Source organism: Vibrio sp. SCP2, assembly GCF_059295395.1.
The window spans coordinates 80,061-100,361 of the sequence record NZ_JCAFVV010000004.1 but is presented as its reverse complement, the minus strand read 5'-3'; the positions used below and the strand labels follow the sequence as shown (position 1 = coordinate 100,361).

The 20,301-nt window shown below is 45.7% G+C and carries 20 protein-coding genes; 17 read left to right on the top strand and 3 right to left on the bottom strand.

From position 1 onward, the window contains the following. Positions 1-299 precede the first annotated feature (299 nt). The 14 genes from AC5O63_RS13805 (at position 300) to pgpA (ending at position 12,902) form a co-directional block, all read left to right on the top strand. Positions 300-1,589, top strand: coding sequence for an NCS2 family permease (locus AC5O63_RS13805; RefSeq protein WP_004744888.1), 1,290 nt, complete (start codon positions 300-302; stop codon positions 1,587-1,589). A 237-nt stretch (positions 1,590-1,826) separates the two neighbouring features. Continuing rightward, complete coding sequence (gene gpt / locus AC5O63_RS13800) at positions 1,827-2,291, top strand: xanthine phosphoribosyltransferase (RefSeq protein ID WP_004744887.1); 465 nt, start codon at positions 1,827-1,829, stop codon at positions 2,289-2,291. Positions 2,292-2,391: 100 nt separating this feature from the next. Beyond that, entirely contained in the window at positions 2,392-3,639 is a 1,248-nt protein-coding gene (frsA, locus tag AC5O63_RS13795) for an esterase FrsA (protein ID WP_494505366.1), read from the top strand. A gap of 103 nt (positions 3,640-3,742) precedes the next feature. Next, positions 3,743-4,132 carry a sigma factor-binding protein Crl gene (gene crl, locus AC5O63_RS13790; RefSeq protein WP_367938191.1) on the top strand — a complete coding sequence of 130 codons (390 nt, stop codon included), beginning with the start codon at positions 3,743-3,745 and terminating at the stop codon, positions 4,130-4,132. 167 nt (positions 4,133-4,299) lie between these two features. Beyond that, positions 4,300-5,433 (top strand): glutamate 5-kinase, encoded by a 1,134-nt coding sequence (gene proB, locus AC5O63_RS13785; RefSeq protein ID WP_239853924.1) that lies wholly within the window; start codon positions 4,300-4,302, stop codon positions 5,431-5,433. An 11-nt stretch (positions 5,434-5,444) separates the two neighbouring features. Beyond that, positions 5,445-6,695 carry a glutamate-5-semialdehyde dehydrogenase gene (locus AC5O63_RS13780; RefSeq protein WP_494505365.1) on the top strand — a complete coding sequence of 417 codons (1,251 nt, stop codon included), beginning with the start codon at positions 5,445-5,447 and terminating at the stop codon, positions 6,693-6,695. Positions 6,696-6,799: 104 nt separating this feature from the next. Further along, positions 6,800-7,249, top strand: a complete 450-nt coding sequence (gene nrdR, locus AC5O63_RS13775) for a transcriptional regulator NrdR (protein WP_004744882.1) — start codon at positions 6,800-6,802, stop codon at positions 7,247-7,249. Between the two features lie 12 nt (positions 7,250-7,261). Further along, positions 7,262-8,368, top strand: a complete 1,107-nt coding sequence (gene ribD / locus AC5O63_RS13770; protein WP_494505364.1) for a bifunctional diaminohydroxyphosphoribosylaminopyrimidine deaminase/5-amino-6-(5-phosphoribosylamino)uracil reductase RibD — start codon at positions 7,262-7,264, stop codon at positions 8,366-8,368. A 2-nt stretch (positions 8,369-8,370) separates the two neighbouring features. After that, positions 8,371-9,021: a riboflavin synthase gene (locus tag AC5O63_RS13765; RefSeq protein WP_171322962.1), complete on the top strand. Its 651-nt coding sequence runs from the start codon at positions 8,371-8,373 to the stop codon at positions 9,019-9,021. 66 nt (positions 9,022-9,087) lie between these two features. Further along, positions 9,088-10,197: a bifunctional 3,4-dihydroxy-2-butanone-4-phosphate synthase/GTP cyclohydrolase II gene (gene ribBA, locus AC5O63_RS13760; RefSeq protein ID WP_494505363.1), complete on the top strand. Its 1,110-nt coding sequence runs from the start codon at positions 9,088-9,090 to the stop codon at positions 10,195-10,197. A gap of 208 nt (positions 10,198-10,405) precedes the next feature. Then, complete coding sequence (ribH, locus tag AC5O63_RS13755) at positions 10,406-10,876, top strand: 6,7-dimethyl-8-ribityllumazine synthase (RefSeq protein ID WP_004415274.1); 471 nt, start codon at positions 10,406-10,408, stop codon at positions 10,874-10,876. Then, positions 10,876-11,343, top strand: coding sequence for a transcription antitermination factor NusB (gene nusB / locus AC5O63_RS13750; protein ID WP_005473507.1), 468 nt, complete (start codon positions 10,876-10,878; stop codon positions 11,341-11,343). Before ribH ends, nusB begins: the two co-directional genes overlap by 1 nt. 74 nt (positions 11,344-11,417) lie before the next feature. Beyond that, the gene (gene thiL / locus AC5O63_RS13745; RefSeq protein WP_494505362.1) at positions 11,418-12,383 is read left to right on the top strand and encodes a thiamine-phosphate kinase; all 966 of its coding nucleotides are present in this window, start codon (positions 11,418-11,420) and stop codon (positions 12,381-12,383) included. Between the two features lie 12 nt (positions 12,384-12,395). Then, complete coding sequence (pgpA, locus tag AC5O63_RS13740) at positions 12,396-12,902, top strand: phosphatidylglycerophosphatase A (protein ID WP_494505361.1); 507 nt, start codon at positions 12,396-12,398, stop codon at positions 12,900-12,902. Positions 12,903-13,229: 327 nt separating this feature from the next. Here the strand turns inward: pgpA and AC5O63_RS13735 are convergent, their stop codons facing one another. From AC5O63_RS13735 to map, 3 genes are all read right to left on the bottom strand, one after another. Continuing rightward, positions 13,230-13,613, bottom strand: a complete 384-nt coding sequence (locus AC5O63_RS13735; RefSeq protein ID WP_004744783.1) for a DUF3461 family protein — start codon at positions 13,611-13,613, stop codon at positions 13,230-13,232. 141 nt (positions 13,614-13,754) lie between these two features. Next, the gene (glnD, locus tag AC5O63_RS13730) at positions 13,755-16,376 is read right to left on the bottom strand and encodes a bifunctional uridylyltransferase/uridylyl-removing protein GlnD (RefSeq protein ID WP_494505360.1); all 2,622 of its coding nucleotides are present in this window, start codon (positions 16,374-16,376) and stop codon (positions 13,755-13,757) included. Between the two features lie 98 nt (positions 16,377-16,474). Then, positions 16,475-17,353 (bottom strand): type I methionyl aminopeptidase, encoded by an 879-nt coding sequence (gene map, locus AC5O63_RS13725; protein WP_272785573.1) that lies wholly within the window; start codon positions 17,351-17,353, stop codon positions 16,475-16,477. Positions 17,354-17,705: 352 nt separating this feature from the next. Between map and rpsB the strand changes: the two genes are divergently transcribed. From rpsB to pyrH, 3 genes are all read left to right on the top strand, one after another. After that, entirely contained in the window at positions 17,706-18,434 is a 729-nt protein-coding gene (gene rpsB, locus AC5O63_RS13720) for a 30S ribosomal protein S2 (RefSeq protein ID WP_004744786.1), read from the top strand. Positions 18,435-18,565: 131 nt separating this feature from the next. Beyond that, positions 18,566-19,408, top strand: a complete 843-nt coding sequence (gene tsf / locus AC5O63_RS13715; protein ID WP_004744787.1) for a translation elongation factor Ts — start codon at positions 18,566-18,568, stop codon at positions 19,406-19,408. Between the two features lie 152 nt (positions 19,409-19,560). Then, entirely contained in the window at positions 19,561-20,292 is a 732-nt protein-coding gene (pyrH, locus tag AC5O63_RS13710; RefSeq protein WP_004744788.1) for a UMP kinase, read from the top strand. The last annotated feature ends 9 nt before the right edge of the window (positions 20,293-20,301 follow it).

Here is a 20,301-nt window from a genome sequence, read left to right as displayed (position 1 = left end):
CTATTTTATTCGCATAAACACATATTGCCTTACGCATAAATATCCCAAATGCCATTGAAAGTTTATGACATGGTATAAAAAAACACCTTTTTGAAATTCAAATCATCAATGATTTTACTTTATGAAATATAAAGTATTTTTCTTTATGCCATCATCTAGCCCTTGTTTGAAAGCGGCAATGAACAGTAGAAATATTGATTAGAGTCTTAATTCTATCTGGAATTTACTATTTGATGACTTTATAATTCGAGCCAATCGATTACGCAACCGTTTACTTTTTACCCTTTTAGGATTCGATTATGTTCGAAAAACTGTTCAAACTCAGTGAAAACGGCACAAACGTCAAAACTGAGATCATTGCAGGTGTGACCACCTTCTTGACGATGGCTTACATCATCTTTGTCAACCCTGCGATGCTTGCAGACGCTGGTATGGATAAAGGCGCTGTATTTGTTGCAACCTGTCTTGCTGCGGCGATTGGCTGTTTCATCATGGGCTTCGTTGCTAACTACCCAATTGCACTTGCACCTGGCATGGGACTTAACGCCTTCTTTACCTATGGCGTTGTTCTCGGTATGGGCCACTCATGGCAAGTCGCTTTAGGTGCCGTTTTTGTTTCCGGTATCATCTTCATGGCTTTGAGTATTTTCAAGGTTCGTGAGTGGATCATTAACTCGATTCCTATGTCATTACGTACGGGTATCTCGGCTGGTATCGGCTTGTTCCTTGCGTTTATTGGCCTACAAAACTCAGGCATTGTGGTTGATAACCCAGCGACATTAGTTGGTCTTGGTCATATCACTGGCCTGCAACCTGCCTTAGCGGCATTAGGCTTCTTCCTAACGATTGGCTTGGTTTACCGTGGTGTTCGTGGCGCGGTAATGATTGCGATTCTAGCGATCACAGCTTTGGGTTTGATCGTTGGTGACGTTCAATGGGGCGGTATTATGTCAGCGCCACCAAGTGTTGCTCCGACCTTTATGCAAATGAACATTGCTGACGTCTTCGAAGTTGGCATGATTTCAGTTGTATTCGCTTTCCTATTTGTCGACCTATTTGATACAGCGGGTACTTTAGTTGGTGTTGCGACAAAAGCGGATCTGATTAAAGAAGATGGCAAACTGCCTCGTCTAAGCAAAGCGCTACTTGCTGACTCGACAGCGACCTCTGTAGGCGCAATGATTGGTACGTCTAGCACCACTTCTTATGTTGAGTCTACGGCAGGCGTTGCCGCGGGTGGTCGTACAGGTCTGACTGCTGTTGTCGTTGGCGTGCTATTCCTTCTGGCTCTGTTTTTCTCGCCACTGGCTGGCATGATTCCAGCGTACGCTACCGCAGGCGCACTTTTCTACGTAGCTATTCTAATGATGTCTGGTCTGGTTAGTGTTGACTGGCGTGACTTAACAGAAGCGGCACCGGTTGTTGTAACTTGTCTACTTATGCCACTGACTTACTCAATTGCAGAAGGTATTGCGCTTGGCTTTATCTCATACGCTGCAATTAAACTACTGAGTGGCCGCGGTCGTGAAGTGTCGATCAGCGTATGGGTACTATCAGCAGTATTCATCATTAAGTATTTAGTGGCTTAATTTCCGCCTTAGCGAAATCGTTCGCTAAATGTCGGCAGCACACTATTTTTCGCCATAACGGAGTCTCTGTTATGGCGATTATTTTTGCCACAGGGATAAATTCCCCATTGGTATTGTATAGCGCCTGCGTTAAAATAAACGTTTGCGTAGCTTTTCCCCAGACTTGCCTGTTGCAATCGTCCAAACTTCAATGACGTGTTGAGGGGATGCAGATTTTAAAACTATTAGGTTATTACAATGAGTAAAAAATTCATTATCACTTGGGACCAAATGCACACACTTTGTCGTGAGTTGGCGGAAAAACAGATGCCAGCAGAGCAATGGAAAGGAATTTGGGCGGTTAGCCGTGGCGGTCTAGTACCGGGCGCAATCTTGGCTCGTGAGCTAGGTATTCGTCATGTTGATACTATCTGTATCTCAAGCTACGACCATGACCATCAACGTGATATGACTGTTGTAAAAGCACCAGAGGGTGACGGTGAAGGTTTCCTAATCGTTGAAGACCTAGTAGATAGCGGTGATACAGCACGTAAACTGCGTGAAATGTACCCGAAAGCAAAACTGATCGCAGTATGTGCTAAGCCAGCAGGTGTTGAGCTACTTGACGACTACGTGGTTGATATTGCTCAAGACACATGGATCGAGCAGCCATGGGATATGTCAATTCAGTACATTGAGCCAATCAATCGCAAGCAAAAGTAACTGATTGAGCAACATAGCGACACTTTCTTGATAAATGACCCTTTCTTGGGTCATTTTTTTTATTACTATTTAATAAACGTAATTATTTAGGTCATCGCCCATGTCTGAGGAAGTCAGTAAGAACCTCTCGGAGTCTCTGTTTGCTAATCATAAACAAGCCAAAGAGACTTCGGCGCTCACGCAATATATGCCAACCAGTGAAACCTTTTTAGATCAAAAGCGAGAAGAGGATGGCTTCAAGTGGTATCGCAACTTGCGTCGTATGCAATGGGCTTGGCAAGGCCTTGATCCTATCGAGATTGAAGCTGTGCTGGCCAAAATTGCTGCTTCCAAGCATTCGCGTACCCATGATGAGTGGCTCGATACCGTGATGGGGTACCACAGCGGTAACTGGACTTATGAGTGGATTAAATTGGGCATGCTGCACCAAAAGCGCTCTGCTAAGCTAAAAGGCGAAGAGGCCGCTGATGAAATGTTTAATGCCTCTTTGTGCTTTAGTATTGCGGGCTACCCACACTTAAAGAACGATAACTTGGCGACTCAGGCTCAAGTGTTAGCAAGCAGTGCTTACACCGAAGCGACAAACAAAACCAAGTACATAGTTAAGCGCATTGAAATCCCGTATCAGCGAAAAACCATCGTCGCTCACTTACACTTAACCAGCACAGATAAGCCTCAACCTGTGGTCATGGTCAGTGCAGGATTAGATAGCTTGCAGACGGATCTGTGGAACCTGTTTAAAAACTACCTCGCTGAAAAGAACATCGCGATGTTGACGGTTGATATGCCCTCAATAGGCCATAACACTCATTGGAATATGACTGAAGATACCTCTTGCCTTCATCAAGTGGTGTTAAATGAGTTGTACAACATTCCTTGGGTTGATCATCATCGTGTAGGCTTGATTGGTTTTCGCTTTGGTGGCAATGCGATGGTGCGTCTATCGTTTATCGAGCAAGAGAAAATTAAAGCCTGTGTCTCCCTTGGCGCGCCTATTCATGATGTGCTCTCTTCACCAGAAAAACTTAAGAAAATGCCCAAGATGTATTTAGACATGTTGGCATCACGTATAGGTAAGAATGCGGTCGATATTCATAGCTTGGCTGGGCAGCTAATGGCTTGGTCGCTCAAGGTGCAAGGTATTCTTGGTAGCCGTAAGACGCGCGTGCCGATCCTAGCGATGAGTTTAGAGAACGATCCTGTGTCACCCTACAGTGATAACCAAATGGTGGCGCTGTTTAGTGACTATGGTAAAGCGAAGAAAATTAGTGCCAAGACAATTACACAAGGATATGAGCAATCCCTCGATTTAGCGATCAAGTGGTTGGAGGAGGAGCTAATTAGATGACATTTCGACTAATTTAGACAACACTTAAATATACGGGCTACCCAGACTTTCTAGTCCGGAGTCGCTCTGTATAAAAATAAGGAAATGAATATGGAGATTCATTATGTCTGAACAGACGAAAAGTCCGACCCATTACCGCTTATTGTCGACACTGAGAGCTATTGGTCCTTACTTACGAGAATCACAAAGTAAGGAAGACGCCTATTTATTTGACTGCTTATCTGTATGCGTCAATGACAAGAAATCACCAGAGCAGCGTGAATTTTGGGGCTGGTGGTTAGAGCTGGAGCGCAATGGTGAAGCGTTTGAAGCGCGTTATCGCTCTGGCCTATACGATTCAACCGGTGACTGGCAAGAGAAGTCTCTGCCCAAGAAAGCGATTGAAGATGTGACTCGAACTCAAGAGGTGTTTCACCAGAAACTGGTCGATACACTAAACAACGAGTTTGAAATCGCCGTCAATATGCACGAAGAATCTGTCGAATTCGTCTAAATTTCTTTGCTTATCATTCTTCTTGACCAAAAAGGCGCTTTTTAGCGCCTTTTCTGCTTGTGAATTTATCAGTAGATTGCTAAAACATCAGGTCTAATCAATCTTTCTCGCCAATGAATGCGATTCTTGATTGTGACGATTTTTATTTTTTTCATAGTAGAAAGGCAATGACTAAACAAAGCGGAAAAGCCTCTCAGTCTCAGACTGTGGTGGTTAAACTAGGTACTAGTGTTTTAACTGGTGGCACATTGGAGTTGGATCGCGCTCATATGGTTGAGTTGGTTCGTCAATGTGCTGAGCTGAAAAAACAAGGCCACTCAGTGGTTATGGTTTCGTCTGGTGCAATTGCAGCCGGACGTGAGCACCTAGGATACCCCGCACTGCCCAACTCTATGGCAAGCAAACAGTTGTTGGCGGCGGTTGGCCAAAGCCAACTTATTCAAACGTGGGAATCATTGTTTGCTATTTATGGCCTAAAAATCGGCCAAATGTTGCTAACTCGAGCCGATCTTGAAGATCGCGAGCGCTTTTTGAATGCACGCGATACGATCAATGCACTGGTAGAAAATGACATTATTCCAGTGGTTAATGAAAATGATGCGGTCGCAACCAGTGAAATCAAGGTCGGTGACAACGATAACCTTTCTGCATTGGTTGGCATCTTATGCGGTGCAGACAAGCTTCTGCTGTTAACTGACCAGAAAGGGCTATTCACCGCGGATCCACGCAAAGACCCGAGTGCAGAGTTGATCAAGGAAGTAAAAACCATCGACGATACCTTACGCAAAATTGCCGGTGGCAGTGGTACTACGCTAGGTACAGGCGGTATGGCGACCAAACTACAGGCGGCAGACATTGCGCGTCGTGCGGGGATTGAAGTGATTATCGCTGCGGGTAGTGCACCAAATGTGGTGTTTGACTCACTGGGTGACAATCCACAAGGCACACGCTTCTTACCTTGTGCTGAAGCATTAGAAAACCGTAAACGCTGGATTCTTGCAGGCCCTGCGGCTTCTGGTGACATCGTGATTGATGATGGTGCGGTTAATGCTGTGGTGGGCAAAGGAAGTAGCTTACTTGCCAAAGGCCTAACCAAAGTCAGTGGACAGTTTGCTCGCGGTGATGTTGTACGCGTGACCGATAACAAAGGCACCTTGATCGCTCGTGGTATTGCAAGCTATTCAAGCCAAGACATGGCGAAGATAGTGGGTAAGCATAGTAAAGATATTATTGGAATTTTAGGCTACGACTACGGCAATGAAGTGCTTCACCGTGATGATATGGTCGTAATCCAAGAGTAAGGAAAGAGAAAGTGGAACTGATTTCAATGGGTAAAGCGGCTAAAGAAGCGGCTTTCCAACTAGCAACAGCGTCAACAGCGCAAAAGAACCAAGCTCTGGCAATTATCGCCGATGAACTAGAAGCGAATGCTGAAACCATCTTAGCCGCTAACGCAAAAGATATTGAGAAAGGCCGCGAAGCAGGGCTGACAGAAGCGCTACTTGATCGCCTATTGTTAAATACCGAACGCTTAACGGGCATCGCGAATGATGTGCGCAATGTAATTAGCTTAAATGATCCAGTAGGCAGTGAACTAGACAGTAAAGTGCTTGAAAATGGCATGTCCTTGTCTCGCCGCCGCGTGCCACTTGGCGTGGTTGGGGTTATCTACGAAGCGCGTCCAAATGTGACAATTGATATCGCAGCTCTGTGTTTGAAAACCGGTAACGCCAGTATTCTTCGTGGTGGTAAAGAGACCTTCTTCTCTAACATGGAGTTGGTTAAGGTTATTCAGTCTGCTTTGGCAAAAGCGGAACTGCCAGCGGCTTCGGTTCAGTACATCGAAAAACCAGACCGTGAATTGGTCTCTCAGCTACTAAAACTGGATGACTACGTGGATATGATTATTCCGCGTGGCGGAGCTGGCCTACACAAGATGTGTAAGGAAAACAGCACGATTCCGGTGATTATTGGTGGCTTTGGTATTAGTCATATCTTCGTTGATGAAAGTGCTGATCTCGCTAAATCTTTAGAAGTAGTCGAGAACGCGAAAGTACAGCGTCCTTCAGCATGTAATGCACTCGATACCTTACTTGTTCATGAGCAAGTCGCGGCAGAGTTCTTACCTATGTTAGCGGCGCGCTTAAATGACAAGGTGGTATTGGTCGCAGAGCCAAAAGCTAAGGCTCTACTTGGCGATGCAAAAGAGTTGCGTGATGCGGCTGAAGGTGACTTCGATACGGAATGGTTAAGTTTCACTTTAGGCGTAAAGGTCGTTTCTGGCGTTGAGGAAGCGATTGATCATATGCGTGTACACAATGCGAGCCACTCTGATGCGATCATGACTAACAGCCTAGAAAACTCGGAGCTGTTTATTAACTCGGTTGGTTCTGCTGCCGTTTATGTCAATGCATCAACGCGCTTTACTGATGGCGCTCAATTCGGTTTAGGGGCTGAAGTCGCGGTATCTACTCAGAAACTTCATGCTCGTGGTCCTATGGGTTTAGAAGAGTTAACCAGCTACAAGTGGGTAGGTAAAGCGAACTACTTGCCGCGCAGTTAACAAATCTTGCTACACATTGATTGAAAAAGGGGCTATCTAGCCCCTTTTGCTTTTGCTAGCTTTGTTTAATCCGGTAAACTGTCTGTCACTTATATGGAGGTGATATGCATTGTCCTTTTTGTTCCGAGAATGACACTAAGGTGATCGATTCTCGTTTGGTGGCTGATGGCCATCAGGTTCGCCGTCGTCGTCAGTGCTTAGCGTGTAGTGAGCGCTTTACGACTTTTGAAACGGCTGAATTAGTGATGCCAAGAGTGATCAAGTCGAATGGAAATCGCGAGCCGTTTAATGAAGATAAAATGGTCGGTGGTTTGCAGCGTGCTTTGGAAAAACGCCCAGTGAGCGCAGATGCCGTAGATGTTGCCATTAGCCTGATTAAATCTCAGCTACGTGCAACAGGTGAGCGTGAAGTGCCGAGTGAAATGATTGGCAACTTAGTGATGGATCAGCTTAAAGAGCTCGACAAAGTTGCTTATATTCGTTTTGCATCGGTCTATCGTAGCTTTGAAGATATCCGCGAATTTGGTGAAGAGATCGCCCGACTCGAAGATTAGACACGGACTCTTATGGCACAGTTTACTCCCCAAGATATTCAAATGATGTCGCGCGCGATTGACCTTGCGAAAGGCGGCATTTATACCACTGCACCTAACCCTAATGTCGGCTGCGTGATCGTTAATAATGATCAGATTGTTGGTGAGGGCTTCCATTTCCGAGCCGGTGAACCTCACGCTGAAGTCCATGCAATGAGAATGGCGGGTGAGAAAACAATTGGTGCAACTGCCTACGTGACTTTAGAGCCTTGTTCTCACTACGGACGCACTCCTCCATGTGCTGAAGGTTTGATCAAGGCGAAAGTGGCGAAAGTCATTTGTGCGATGCAAGACCCTAATCCTGTTGTTGCAGGACGTGGGATCAAAATGTTACGCGATGCCGGTATCGAGGTTGAGGTTGGTCTTTTAGAGCAAGATGCATTGGCGCTTAACCCTGCTTTTATCAAGAAGATGAAAACAGGCATGCCATTTGTGCAGCTAAAAATGGCTGCTAGCTTAGATGGTCAAACCGCTTTGAAAAATGGTCAAAGCCAATGGATTACATCGCCTCAAGCGCGTCAAGATGTGCAGAAATTTCGTGCCCAAAGTGGCGCTATCTTATCGACAAGCAAAACAGTGATTGAAGATAATGCTTCACTCAATGTTCGTTGGGATGATTTACCGCCTTCTCTCCAATCTCATTATGACCAAGCAAACCTACGCCAACCTGTTCGTGTTATCTTGGATCGACAGCAAACCCTGACTCCCGATCTTAAACTGTTTAAGGTGGATGGAGAGATCATCACAGTCGCACCAAATGGAGAGCTCACACCAGAGCTTGACGCGAGTCAGCAGTTGGATTTGAGCGCGACGTTTAAAGCACTTTCTCAACAGCATAATATCAACCACTTATGGGTTGAGGCTGGGGCAACATTTGCAAGCAGCTTGATTAAACAGAACCTTGTTGATGAGCTAGTTATTTATCTCGCACCCAAAATAATGGGAAGCGATGGTCGTGGTCTATTTGGTGCTCTAGGCTTAGAGTCTATGGCACATGTCCTTGACCTAAATATTCAAGATGTAAGGCAGGTGGGGAAAGATATCCGCATCATTGCCACGTTAAACAACAAAGAATCGTAATCATGTTTACAGGTATTGTAGAAGCAGTAGGCACTCTAACTGCGATAACGCCAAAAGGCGAAGACATCAGTGTGACGGTTGAAGTCGGCAAACTGGATATGTCAGATGTAAAATTGGGTGACAGTATCGCAACCAATGGCGTTTGCTTAACTGTGGTCGACTATAACGCAACAAGTTATAGCGCTGATTTGTCACTCGAAACCTTGCAAAAAACAGGTTTTACTGACTATCAAGCCGGCGACAAAGTGAACCTTGAAAAAGCCATGTTGCCAACCACACGATTTGGTGGACACATTGTCTCTGGTCACGTTGATGGTGTGGGTGAAATTGTTGAACGTAATATGGTTGGCCGCGCGATTGAGTTTTGGGTTGCGATGCCAGCGGACATTGCTAAATACGTTGCCGAGAAGGGCTCAATCACTGTTGATGGTATCAGCCTAACGGTCAACGATTTACGTAAAAACGCATTTAAGCTGACCATTGTTCCACACACTGGCGAAGAGACAACTATTGCGGACTTCCATGTTGGGCGTAAAGTTAATCTAGAAGTAGATGTACTTGCACGCTATATGGAGCGCCTGCTAACAAGCCAACAAGAACAACCTGAGTCCCGTATTACCATGGACTTCTTACAACAGAACGGTTTTGCGTAAAAAGTCATGTAAGCGTCGCCGACAATAAAACATATTCGCTCAAGCTATAACAATAGGAATACCAAAATGCCAATTAGTACGCCTCAAGAAATTATCGAAGATATCCGCTTAGGAAAAATGGTCATCCTAATGGATGATGAAGATCGTGAAAACGAAGGCGATCTGATCATGGCTGCCGAGCATGTTACCCCTGAAGCGATTAACTTCATGGCGACCCATGGTCGTGGTTTGATTTGTTTAACCATGACTAAAGAGCGTTGTGAGCGTTTGGGCTTGCCGCCAATGGTGCAAGACAACAATGCTCAGTACACAACCAACTTTACGGTATCTATTGAAGCAGCTGAAGGTGTTACCACGGGTATTTCTGCTGCCGATCGCGCGCGTACTGTGCAAGCGGCTGTCGCAAAAGATGCGAAGGCTTCCGATCTTGTACAGCCGGGTCATATCTTCCCGTTAGCAGCGCAAGAAGGTGGCGTGCTAACTCGCGCAGGTCACACTGAAGCGGGTTGTGATCTGGCAAAACTTGCTGGTTTGGAACCATCAGGGGTGATTGTTGAAATCCTAAATGATGATGGCACTATGGCGCGTCGCCCTGACTTAGAGATCTTTGCTGAAAAGCATGACATTATGCTCGGCACGATTGCTGACCTTATCGAGTATCGTAACAACACTGAGACAACCATTGAGCGCGTAGCAGAGTGTAAACTGCCAACGGAATATGGTGAGTTCGATCTTGTTACTTACCGTGACACTATTGATAACCAAGTTCACTACGCCCTGCGCAAAGGTGATGTGGAAAATGAAACGCCACTAGTCCGCGTGCACCTGCAAGACACCTTTACTGATTTACTGCGTAGTGACCGCAATGCTGAGCGTAGCTGGACACTAGATAAAGCCATGACTCGTATTGGCAAAGAGGGCGGGGTACTGGTCATTCTTGGTAATGAAGAATCAACCGATCTACTTATTCATCGCGTTAAGATGTTCGAAGCTCAAGATAAAGGCGAAGCGCCAACACTGGCTAAGAAACAAGGCACGTCACGTCGTGTCGGTGTCGGCTCGCAGATTCTGCAAGACCTTGGTGTACACGATATGCGTTTACTTTCGTCAACCAATAAAAAGTATCACGCATTGGGTGGCTTTGGTCTCAACGTTGTTGAGTACGTTTGCGAATAACAATTTACTTAAGGGAGCTTCGCGGAATCAAAACTTTAGCCGAAGCTCTTATTTTGTTGCTTCATTGTCAGGCAATGAAGCGAGACTTAATCTCTCGCTTGGAATTATTCGGCAACCCCATTTGTGCTAATTTCTATTAGATATTGCTCACAGATTTATGCTAGAATCCGGCGATTCTCACTTGATGAACATAGTTAAAGGAAGGCTTATGAAAGTGATCGAGGGTGGCTTCCCAGCGCCAAACGCAAAAATTGCTATCGTTATTTCTCGTTTCAACAGTTTTATTAACGAAAGTCTATTGTCTGGTGCAATCGATACTTTAAAACGTCATGGCCAAGTTAGCGAAGACAACATCACTGTTGTTCGCTGCCCAGGTGCAGTTGAACTTCCACTTGTTGCTCAACGTGTAGCTAAAACAGGCAAATTTGATGCAATCGTATCTCTTGGCACTGTTATTCGTGGCGGCACTCCGCATTTCGACTATGTTTGTAGTGAATGTAACAAAGGTCTTGCGCAAGTTTCACTGGAATACTCACTTCCAGTTGCTTTCGGCGTACTGACTGTTGATACAATTGACCAAGCAATTGAGCGCGCAGGAACCAAGGCTGGTAATAAAGGTGCAGAGGCTGCACTAAGCGCACTTGAGATGATTAACGTTCTTTCAGAAATCGATTCCTAATGGGGGCCAGTGTGAAACCAGCCGCACGTCGTAATGCACGTCGATTCGCTCTACAAGCGATCTACTCTTGGCAAATTACTAAAGAAAATGTTGCTACTATCGAGGAGCAATTTTTGTCAGGTGGTAAGTATGATGAAGAAGAACATCATGCTTCAGAGCCGGCACTTTCTACTCCAGACACAGACGTTGCATACTTCCGTGACCTACTAACAGGTGTTGTGCTAAGTCACACAGAGCTAGATAGTAAGATTCGTCCATACACAGCGCGTCCAATGCAAGACTTGGACATGATGGAGCTAGCATTGCTTCGTCTTGCTATGTATGAAATGACTCGTCGTGAAGACGTACCTTACAAAGTGGTAATCAACGAAGCGATTGAACTTGCAAAAGTATTCGCTGCAGAAGAGAGCCACAAATTCGTCAATGGTGTGCTAGATAAAGCAGCACCACACGTACGTAAGAAATAGTCGATTCAGATTATGAAAAGGTCAGCATTTGCTGACCTTTTTTATATGCAAAACTAATTCAGAAAAAGAAAGTTATGTCAGGTGAGTTTAATTTAATCGACAAATACTTTGTTGGTCGCCAGAGTCAGCGTAAAGACGTCTTGCTGGCTGCAGGTGATGATTGCGCTTTGGTTAAAGTGCCACACAGTCTTTCTGTCGCTATTAGTACCGATACTTTGGTGGCAGGAACCCACTTTCTTGCCAGCGCAAACCCTGCATGGGTAGCGCACAAAGCACTTGCTTCAAATATTAGTGATTTAGCGGCGATGGGAGCGACGCCTGCTTGGGTTTCATTTGCCCTGACAATGCCTGAGCCCGACGAAGCTTGGCTCGCGCCATTTTGTGACGCCTTTTTTGCGCTGGCTGATTATTTCGGTATCCAGCTGATTGGCGGCGATACAACCAAAGGTCCATTGAGTTTAACCTTAACTGTACAAGGCCTAGTTGATGCGGATAAAGCGCTGCGCCGGGATGGAGCGCAAGTCGGCGACTGGGTTTATGTAACAGGAAATTTAGGGGATAGCCAAGCTGGGCTAGATGTTATTCTTGATTCCAACCTGCGCAGCAAGCCCTTTGCGCAAGAGCTAGAACAGCGCCATTACCTGTCAGAGCCAAGAGTGCTCGTCGGTCAGGCTCTGCTTGATCTAGCCAGTTCGGCGATCGACATTTCTGACGGTGTTATCTCAGACATCAAACACATTTTGCAACGCTCTCAGGTTGGCGTTAGTCTTGACGTTTCAAGCTTGCCTATTTCTAATGAACTTGTTCAATTCTTAGGTTCGTATTCTCAAGCTCAGCAATATGCTCTGTCGAGCGGTGAAGAGTATGAGCTGTGTTTTACCGTACCAGAGCAGAACAAGGGTTCAATTGAGAGTGCTTTGGCCCACTGCGGCGCTAAGGTTACCTGTATTGGGCAAATTCGCCCACAAGGAACATTTGAACTCCATAACAGCGGCCAACCGATTGATTGGGATCTGAGTGGCTATGATCACTTCAAGTAAACAGTATTAACTATGACTAACCCTTTAACTCTTATTTCTCTAAAGAACCCGTGGCACTTATTGGCAACCGGATTTGGCAGCGGATTATCGCCCATTATCCCGGGCACAATGGGCACCTTAGCAGCTATTCCTTTTTATTTATTACTTGTTCAGCTGCCACTACCACTGTATGTGATTGCCGTTATTGCCTCGTGCTTTATTGGTATTAAAATTTGTCAAATCACCTCTGATGATATGGGCGTGCATGACCATGGTTCGATTGTCTGGGATGAGTTCGCAGGGTTTTGGATCACCATGCTGGTGGTGCCACTGTTTAATCATTCTGCGACTGATTGGAAGTGGTTACTGACAGGCTTTGTTCTCTTTCGTTTCTTCGATATGGTAAAACCTTGGCCTATTGGCTGGCTAGACAAGCGTGTTCACGGCGGTTTAGGCATTATGCTTGATGATATCGTCGCAGGCGTGATGGCTGGCGTGGCTCTTTATCTGGTCGGTAAATACGCGGGCTGGTTGATGTAAGGGAACGGGCGTTGCCCTATGGAACACTTCGTTTCTGGAAAACGGGATCGGGCTTCGCCCTGCTGGAAAACTAGAGTTGACTACTCTGCCATCGCGGAGCAACTTTAGTTATCCAGTTATCCAGTTATCCAGTTATCCAGTTATCCAGTTATCCAGTTATCCAGTTATCCAGTTATCCAGTTATCCAGTTATCCAGTTATCCAGTTATCCAGTTATCCATAGCGAAGCGTTCGCAAACAAAAAGGGGTGATGCTCTTACATCAACCCTATGAAATAATTAGATTTCTCGAAGCGAAGCGCTCTCGAATCCCGGAGCGCAGCGTTCCTTTACTTCAGCTTATCTAAATCCGCTTCAATCTCTGCAATCTTACTTGAAACAACTTTCTCTAGATGACGTAGGTCAGACAGTATCTTCTCTTTAACATCAACTTCGACCGCTTTTTCAGGTTTCGTCAGTTTGTTTAGCTCATCGATAACGAGGGTGAGGTTACGGTTAATTTCCGTGACTTCTTTGTACTTGTGACTGCCGCTGTCGACGAGGACATTTTTCACCTGTCGTGGGTACTTGAACTTGACGCTTTTCGCAAACAGCTCACCTTTTTGCTTACGAAAATAGATTTTTAACACATCCTTGTGCGCTTCTTGACGAAGGGAATAGCGCTCAATTTGTTTAGGATCGTGAATACCTAAACCAGTGAGGTGTGGATACATAGGCTACCTCTATTGTGTTGCAGTAATTATCCCTACCCCAAAAATGAGCAGGGAATGAACAATTCACTATTAATGTAGCAGCCTATGATCGTGGTAGATAGCGCTTTTTGAAACAAGTTAGCAACTTGTGGTCGAGATCGCTTAAGGTGCTAGTTCTGCGACGTTTTTTATGAGCTTATCTCTGAGCTCTTGTTGCTGCTCTTCACTCAACTTACCGCCACTTTCACTAGTGATGATGAATAAATCTTCAGCGCGTTCACCTATGGTGGTGATTTTCGCGGCATGCAGGTGAACGCCCGAGTCGGCAAAAGTCGCACCCACAGTGGCCAGTAAGCCTGGCGTGTCTAGGGCAACAAACTCGAGTAGGGTACGCTTCTTACTTTTAGTCGGTAAGAAATCGACCTTAGTTTTGACCTTAAAGTGCTGTAGGTTTCGAGGGACACGACGCGTCTTGATTTTGGTTGGTCGACCATCTTCAAGCACATGAGCAAGATGTTTGATAACCGCTTTATGTCGGCTTTCCTCCACCACATCACCATTTTGGTCGAGTACCATGAAAGTATCGAGAACATAGCCATCTTTACTGGTCATAACTTGTGCGTCATGGACGTTAAAGTTTCTTCGGTCGAGCTCTGCAACCACAGTGGCAAACAGCGCGTGCTGATCTTTGCTATAAACAAATACTTCTGTACCGCCGCGTGTCGCTTTCTTTGAAATTAAGATCAGAGGTTGTGAGTGATCGTCGTGACGCAGTAAATGAGAACAGTGCCAAGCGATTTGCTTATGGGTATGGCGTAAGAAGTAGTCAGCCTTGAATCTTTGCCACAGCACTTCAATTTCGCGCGCGTTAAACCCTTCTTTGCGTAATAGCGCTGACGCCAAGTGCTGGTTGTGGCGAATACGCTCTCTGACATCAACAGGATTTTCTAAGCCGCGGCGCAGCGCACGTTGGGTTGAATAAAAGAGCTCAGCAAGCAAGGTTCGCTTCCAACTGTTCCACAGCTCAGGGTTGGTGGCGCAGATATCGGCAACAGTTAGACAGACCAAATACTCTAAGTATTCTTCATCGCGAACTTTCTTGGCGAACTCAGTAATTACCTCAGGATCGTAGATATCACGACGTTGAGCGGTCACTGACATCAACAAGTGATGCCTAACTAACCAAGCAACTAGCTTAGCTTCCGGTTTAGATAACCCATGTTCGATACAGAAATCGTAGGCTTCACCTTCACCAATTACCGAGTGGTCACCGCCGCGGCCTTTACCAATATCATGGAAAATAGCTGCGATGATCAGCAGTTCTTTTTTCTGAATACGCGGGTAGACCTCGCAACAGATTGGGTGCTTACCATGATTGTTCGGATCGCTAAAAGTATTGATGTGTTTGAGTAGACGAACACTGTGTTCATCAACGGTGTAAACATGGAATAGGTCGAACTGCATTTGACCGACGATTTGGCTCCACTGAGGCAGGTAAGCAGCCAACACCCCCAGTTTGTGCATCAAGCTAAAGGCTTTATGCAGCGCATTAGGGTGACGGCATAAATCGAGAAACTTCTCTCTTGCTTCAGGAATCGTATGCAAGAACTTATTCAGTCTGCGCCTTGCAGTACGTAGCTGGCGCATGGTAGGAGGAGCAACGCCTTCTATGGTGGAATCGTTGGCGATATGTAGGAACATATCCAAAATCGTTTCCGGGCGAGCTTGGAACAAGGCAGGTTTGCGCGCTTCAATCAAATGGCCGCGGCGCTGGAAATCTTCGCTGAGAACGACTGGTTCAGCCTCGACGCCATTTTCTAAGATCGCTTGGTCAAATAGTTTGAGCAGCATTTTGTTGAGCTCTGCCACGCGGCGCAACGTGCGATAGAACTCTTTCATCATCATCTCAACGCCACGGTTGCCTTCGCCAGCAAAGCCTAAGCTTTCGGCGACTTGTGCTTGGTGAGCGAAGGTGAGGCGATTATCGTAACGTTTAAGCTCAATATGCAGTGCAAAGCGGACTCGCCACAGGAAGTCCTGACACTCTACGAGCTCACGATATTCTGCATCTGTTAGAAAGCCGTACTGGCTCATCTCAAGTAATGAAGTAGCTCCGAAATGGCGACGTGCTACCCAGCTTAGTGTATGGATATCTCTCAAGCCGCCTGGCGTGGATTTGATGTCAGGTTCAAGGTTATAGGTGGTGTCATGGTATCGCGCGTGACGGTCACGCTGCTCTTTGACCTTTGCTTTGTAAAACACCTCACTTGGCCAAAACGATTCTGAGTGAATAACCATCCTTAGCTGATGGAAGGTATCCTCGCAGCCACAGAGTAGGCGCGCTTCCTGTAAGTTAGTCGCTACGGTTAAGTCGTCTTTACCAATCTCGGCACACTCTTCAACGCTACGAACGGCGTGACCAACTTCTAGTCGTAAATCCCACAGTAAGGTGATGAACTCACTGACCTTGCCTTTTAGTGAGCCAGGAAGTGCTTTACGAGAGACGACGAGAATGTCGATGTCAGAAAGAGGGTGTAACTCACCTCGACCATAGCCACCTACAGCGACAAGACTGATATTCGGTAGGTTAGAAAAACCAAAGTGATCCCAGAGGCGGTTGAGCAGTAAATCAATATATTCGGCTCGACCGAGTACTAAATTGGTCACAGGGTGGTGAGCGAGAAACTCTTGCTTCTGATAGTTGGCAAAATTTTCGAGTTGGCTTTTTAGCTCACCAATTGAAATTTGTTGTTCTTCGAGTGTGAGCGGCGATTGAAAGGGCATACAGCGAATCCATGCAAAATAGTCCTAGTGAGAACTAATCTAACAAAATGGCATCAATAAAAAAATATCCCCGACGATGCGGGGATATTGCAAGGAGATTACGCGTTGTTCATCATGCGTGGGATTGTGTCATCGCTACGCAGTGTTAGCACTTCACAACCCGTCTTGGTGACGAGAATAGTGTGCTCATACTGAGCCGATTTCTTGCCGTCGCCAGTGTAGACTGTCCAGTCATCTTCGGCATCTACGCTCACACCGAATTTACCTGCGTTAATCATTGGTTCAATGGTAAAGCACATGCCTTCTTTTAGAACGCGGCGGTCATTGTTCTTGTAGTGAACGATTTGCGGCTCTTCATGGAACTCGTTACCAATGCCGTGACCACAGAAATCTTTAACAATAGAGAACTTATTACGTGGGTTCTTCTTGTTGTTTTCTTTGATGTACTTTTCAATCGCAGTGCCGATATCACCCACAGTTGCGCCAGGTTTTACCTTACGCATACCAACATACAGTGCCTCTTGAGTCACCATGCATAGGCGCTTATCTGCTGGAGAAACATCGCCAACAAAGAACATTTTTGATGTGTCGCCGTGGTAACCTTGTGGGCGAACGCTTAGGTCTGCACCTTCATCATCTGGAATGATAACCGTAATGTCGACGTTGATGATGTCGCCATTCTTAAGGATCGCAGGCTTTAGTTGACCGTTGCTACCCACTTCGTCCTCAGAGGCAGGGATACCATGGCAGACGATATGGTTGATTGAAGTACAGATTGATTTTGGAAATCCGTGGTAATCAAGTGGGGCAGAGTATGCGCCTTTTTCAATCCCGTAATCGTGACAAATCTGGTTCAATTCATCTGTAGTCACACCCTCTTTGATGTGAGGTTCGATCATCTCTAGGATCTCAGCGGCCAAAGCGCCCGCGAGTCTCATACGTTCGATTTCTTCAGCTGTTTTAATCTTGATTGACATTGGTTTTCTCTACTTAATTTAGTTGCACTCTAGGGTGCGAATGGGCGCATTCTATCAGGAACACCTCATAATGAGAATGATTCATATAATACGTGCTGTATTGGCAATAGTGCACTCAATAGAGGTGGGAAAGTTTTTTTACTAGCCAGGATGGGTGAAAATATGGTATAAAGCGCGCCGGAAATGTGGTCAGTTCTCTCTGCTAAGTTCATCTCAGTGGCGAAGCTGGTTACTTCCAACTAACTTATATCTTTAAATCACACACATTCCGTCACATATTCCGGGGTGCTGGGCAGAAGCCTAGTCGGAGTTATGGGGGATGTGGAGGCCTAACCCCATAGAGGATTTTAAAATGGCAACTGTATCAATGCGCGATATGCTAAAAGCTGGTGTTCACTTCGGTCACCAGACTCGTTACTGGAACCCAAAAATGAAGCCATTCATCTTTGGTGCTCGTAACAAGGTTCATATCATCAACCTAGAAAAAACTGTACCAATGTTCAACGACGCTCTAGCTGAACTAGCTAAAGTTGGCGAGAAGAAAGGTAAAGTTCTATTCGTTGGTACTAAGCGCGCTGCATCTGAAGCTGTTAAAGAAGCTGCAATCGCAAGCAACCAGTTCTACGTAAACAACCGCTGGTTAGGCGGTATGCTTACAAACTACAAAACTGTTCGTCAGTCAATCAAGCGTCTAAAAGATCTTGAAGCTCAAGCTCAAGACGGTACTTTTGATAAGCTAACTAAGAAAGAAGCTCTAATGCGTACTCGTGAAATGGAGAAGCTAGAGAAGTCTCTTGGTGGTATCAAAGATATGGGCGGCCTACCAGACGCTCTATTCGTAATCGACGCTGATCACGAGCACATTGCGATTAAAGAAGCAAACAACCTAGGTATTCCAGTTTACGCTGTAGTAGATACTAACTCTAACCCAGACGGCGTTGACTACATCATCCCAGGTAACGACGATGCGATCCGTGCAGTACAGCTTTACCTAAACGCTGCTGCAACTTCAGTAACTGAAGGTCGTAACAAAGACGTAGCTGTTGCTGCTGAAAAAGATGGTTTCGTAGAAGCTGAATAATAGCGGCTCCGAGTCACACTTAGATTATGTGCAACCCAGTTGTAGCATAAACTGAGTTATAGTTATCAGCAGGGGCCGAAAATGTAGGCCCCTGTTTTTTACCAAATACAGAATCAACTGAGGAATAGAGAATGGCTGTTACTGCTGCTCTAGTTAAAGAACTGCGCGAACGTACTGGCGCAGGCATGATGGAATGTAAGAAAGCGCTTGTTGAAGCAAACGCTGACATCGAACTAGCAATCGAAAACATGCGTAAATCAGGTGCTGCTAAAGCTGCTAAGAAAGCAGGTAACGTAGCTGCTGAAGGCGCAATCATCATCAAAGAAGAAAACGGTGTTGCTGTTCTTCTTGAAGTTAACTGCCAAACTGACTTCGTTGCTAAAGATGGTAACTTCACTGCATTTGCAGAGAAAGTTGCAGCTGACGCTCTAGCATCTAAAGCTTCTGTTGAAGAACTAGTAGCTAAATTCGAAGAAGAGCGTGTTGCTCTAGTTGCTAAGATCGGTGAAAACATCAACATCCGTCGCGTTCAATACGTTGAAGGTTCTGCTATCGCATCTTACCGTCACGGCGAGAAGATCGGTGTAGTTGTTGCTGGTGAAGGCGACGCTGAAACTCTTAAGCACGTTGCAATGCACGTTGCTGCTTCTAAGCCAGAGTACGTTAACCCAGAAGACGTACCAGCTGACGTAGTTGCTAAAGAGAAAGAAGTTCAAGTTGAAATCGCTATGAACGAAGGCAAGCCTGCTGAGATCGCTGAGAAGATGGTTGTTGGCCGCATGAAGAAATTCACTGGCGAAATCTCTCTAACTGGTCAAGCGTTCATCATGGAGCCTAAGAAATCTGTTGGCGAAATGCTGAAAGAAAAAGGCGCTTCTGTTGCTACATTCGTTCGCCTAGAAGTAGGTGAAGGTATCGAGAAAGCAGAAGAAATGAGCTTCGCTGAAGAAGTAGCTGCTGCTCAAAAAGGTTAATCCTTAGAGATACGCACAAAGTTTAGACCGTAGCCAAGGCTGCGGTCTTTTTACGACTAAAGGCACTACCTTTAGCTGTGATGGATGCAGACTTTTGATAAGTCTTTATCCATGACTGTTAATCAACAACTCTCTTTTGGAAGGTAAACTCCATGACTACGAACCCTAAACCAGCATATCAACGTATTCTGTTAAAACTAAGTGGTGAAGCACTTCAAGGCGAAGAAGGTTTTGGCATCGATCCAGCAATCCTTGATCGTATGGCCCAAGAAGTAAAAGAGTTGGTTGAGCTTGGTGTTCAAGTTGGTGTCGTTATCGGTGGTGGTAACTTGTTCCGTGGTGCTGGCCTAGCTGAAGCGGGTATGAACCGTGTTGTTGGTGACCATATGGGTATGCTAGCGACGGTAATGAACGGTCTTGCGATGCGTGATGCGCTGCACCGTGCTTACGTAAACGCGCGTGTAATGTCAGCAATCCCTCTAAAAGGTGTCTGTGATGACTACAACTGGGCAGATGCGATTCGTGAACTGCGTCAAGGCCGCGTTGTTATCTTCTCAGCAGGTACAGGTAACCCATTCTTTACCACAGATTCTGCTGCATGTTTGCGCGGAATCGAGATCGAAGCGGACGTAGTTCTAAAAGCGACAAAAGTAGATGGCGTATTTACTGCTGACCCAGTAGCAAACCCAGACGCAGAGCTGTATGATAAGCTTTCGTTCAATGCTGTTCTTGAAAAAGAACTGAAAGTAATGGATTTGGCAGCATTTACACTAGCACGTGACCACAAAATGCCAATCCGTGTATTCAATATGAATAAGCCAGGCGCACTACGTCGCGTGGTTATGGGTGAAGCAGAAGGCACGCTAATCAGCGACGCTGAGTAATTCTAATCG

Coding starts and splice junctions, on each gene's coding strand:
- rpsB (WP_004744786.1), top strand. CDS start 17,706: ATGGCAACTGTATCAATGCGCGATATGCTAAAAGCTGGTGTTCACTTC.
- gpt (WP_004744887.1), top strand. CDS start 1,827: ATGAGTAAAAAATTCATTATCACTTGGGACCAAATGCACACACTTTGT.
- AC5O63_RS13765 (WP_171322962.1), top strand. CDS start 8,371: ATGTTTACAGGTATTGTAGAAGCAGTAGGCACTCTAACTGCGATAACG.
- frsA (WP_494505366.1), top strand. CDS start 2,392: ATGTCTGAGGAAGTCAGTAAGAACCTCTCGGAGTCTCTGTTTGCTAAT.
- glnD (WP_494505360.1), bottom strand. CDS start 16,376: ATGCCCTTTCAATCGCCGCTCACACTCGAAGAACAACAAATTTCAATT.
- pyrH (WP_004744788.1), top strand. CDS start 19,561: ATGACTACGAACCCTAAACCAGCATATCAACGTATTCTGTTAAAACTA.
- proB (WP_239853924.1), top strand. CDS start 4,300: ATGACTAAACAAAGCGGAAAAGCCTCTCAGTCTCAGACTGTGGTGGTT.
- ribBA (WP_494505363.1), top strand. CDS start 9,088: ATGCCAATTAGTACGCCTCAAGAAATTATCGAAGATATCCGCTTAGGA.
- map (WP_272785573.1), bottom strand. CDS start 17,353: ATGTCAATCAAGATTAAAACAGCTGAAGAAATCGAACGTATGAGACTC.
- AC5O63_RS13805 (WP_004744888.1), top strand. CDS start 300: ATGTTCGAAAAACTGTTCAAACTCAGTGAAAACGGCACAAACGTCAAA.
- thiL (WP_494505362.1), top strand. CDS start 11,418: ATGTCAGGTGAGTTTAATTTAATCGACAAATACTTTGTTGGTCGCCAG.
- AC5O63_RS13735 (WP_004744783.1), bottom strand. CDS start 13,613: ATGTATCCACACCTCACTGGTTTAGGTATTCACGATCCTAAACAAATT.
- crl (WP_367938191.1), top strand. CDS start 3,743: ATGTCTGAACAGACGAAAAGTCCGACCCATTACCGCTTATTGTCGACA.
- tsf (WP_004744787.1), top strand. CDS start 18,566: ATGGCTGTTACTGCTGCTCTAGTTAAAGAACTGCGCGAACGTACTGGC.
- nrdR (WP_004744882.1), top strand. CDS start 6,800: ATGCATTGTCCTTTTTGTTCCGAGAATGACACTAAGGTGATCGATTCT.
- ribH (WP_004415274.1), top strand. CDS start 10,406: ATGAAAGTGATCGAGGGTGGCTTCCCAGCGCCAAACGCAAAAATTGCT.
- pgpA (WP_494505361.1), top strand. CDS start 12,396: ATGACTAACCCTTTAACTCTTATTTCTCTAAAGAACCCGTGGCACTTA.
- ribD (WP_494505364.1), top strand. CDS start 7,262: ATGGCACAGTTTACTCCCCAAGATATTCAAATGATGTCGCGCGCGATT.
- nusB (WP_005473507.1), top strand. CDS start 10,876: ATGGGGGCCAGTGTGAAACCAGCCGCACGTCGTAATGCACGTCGATTC.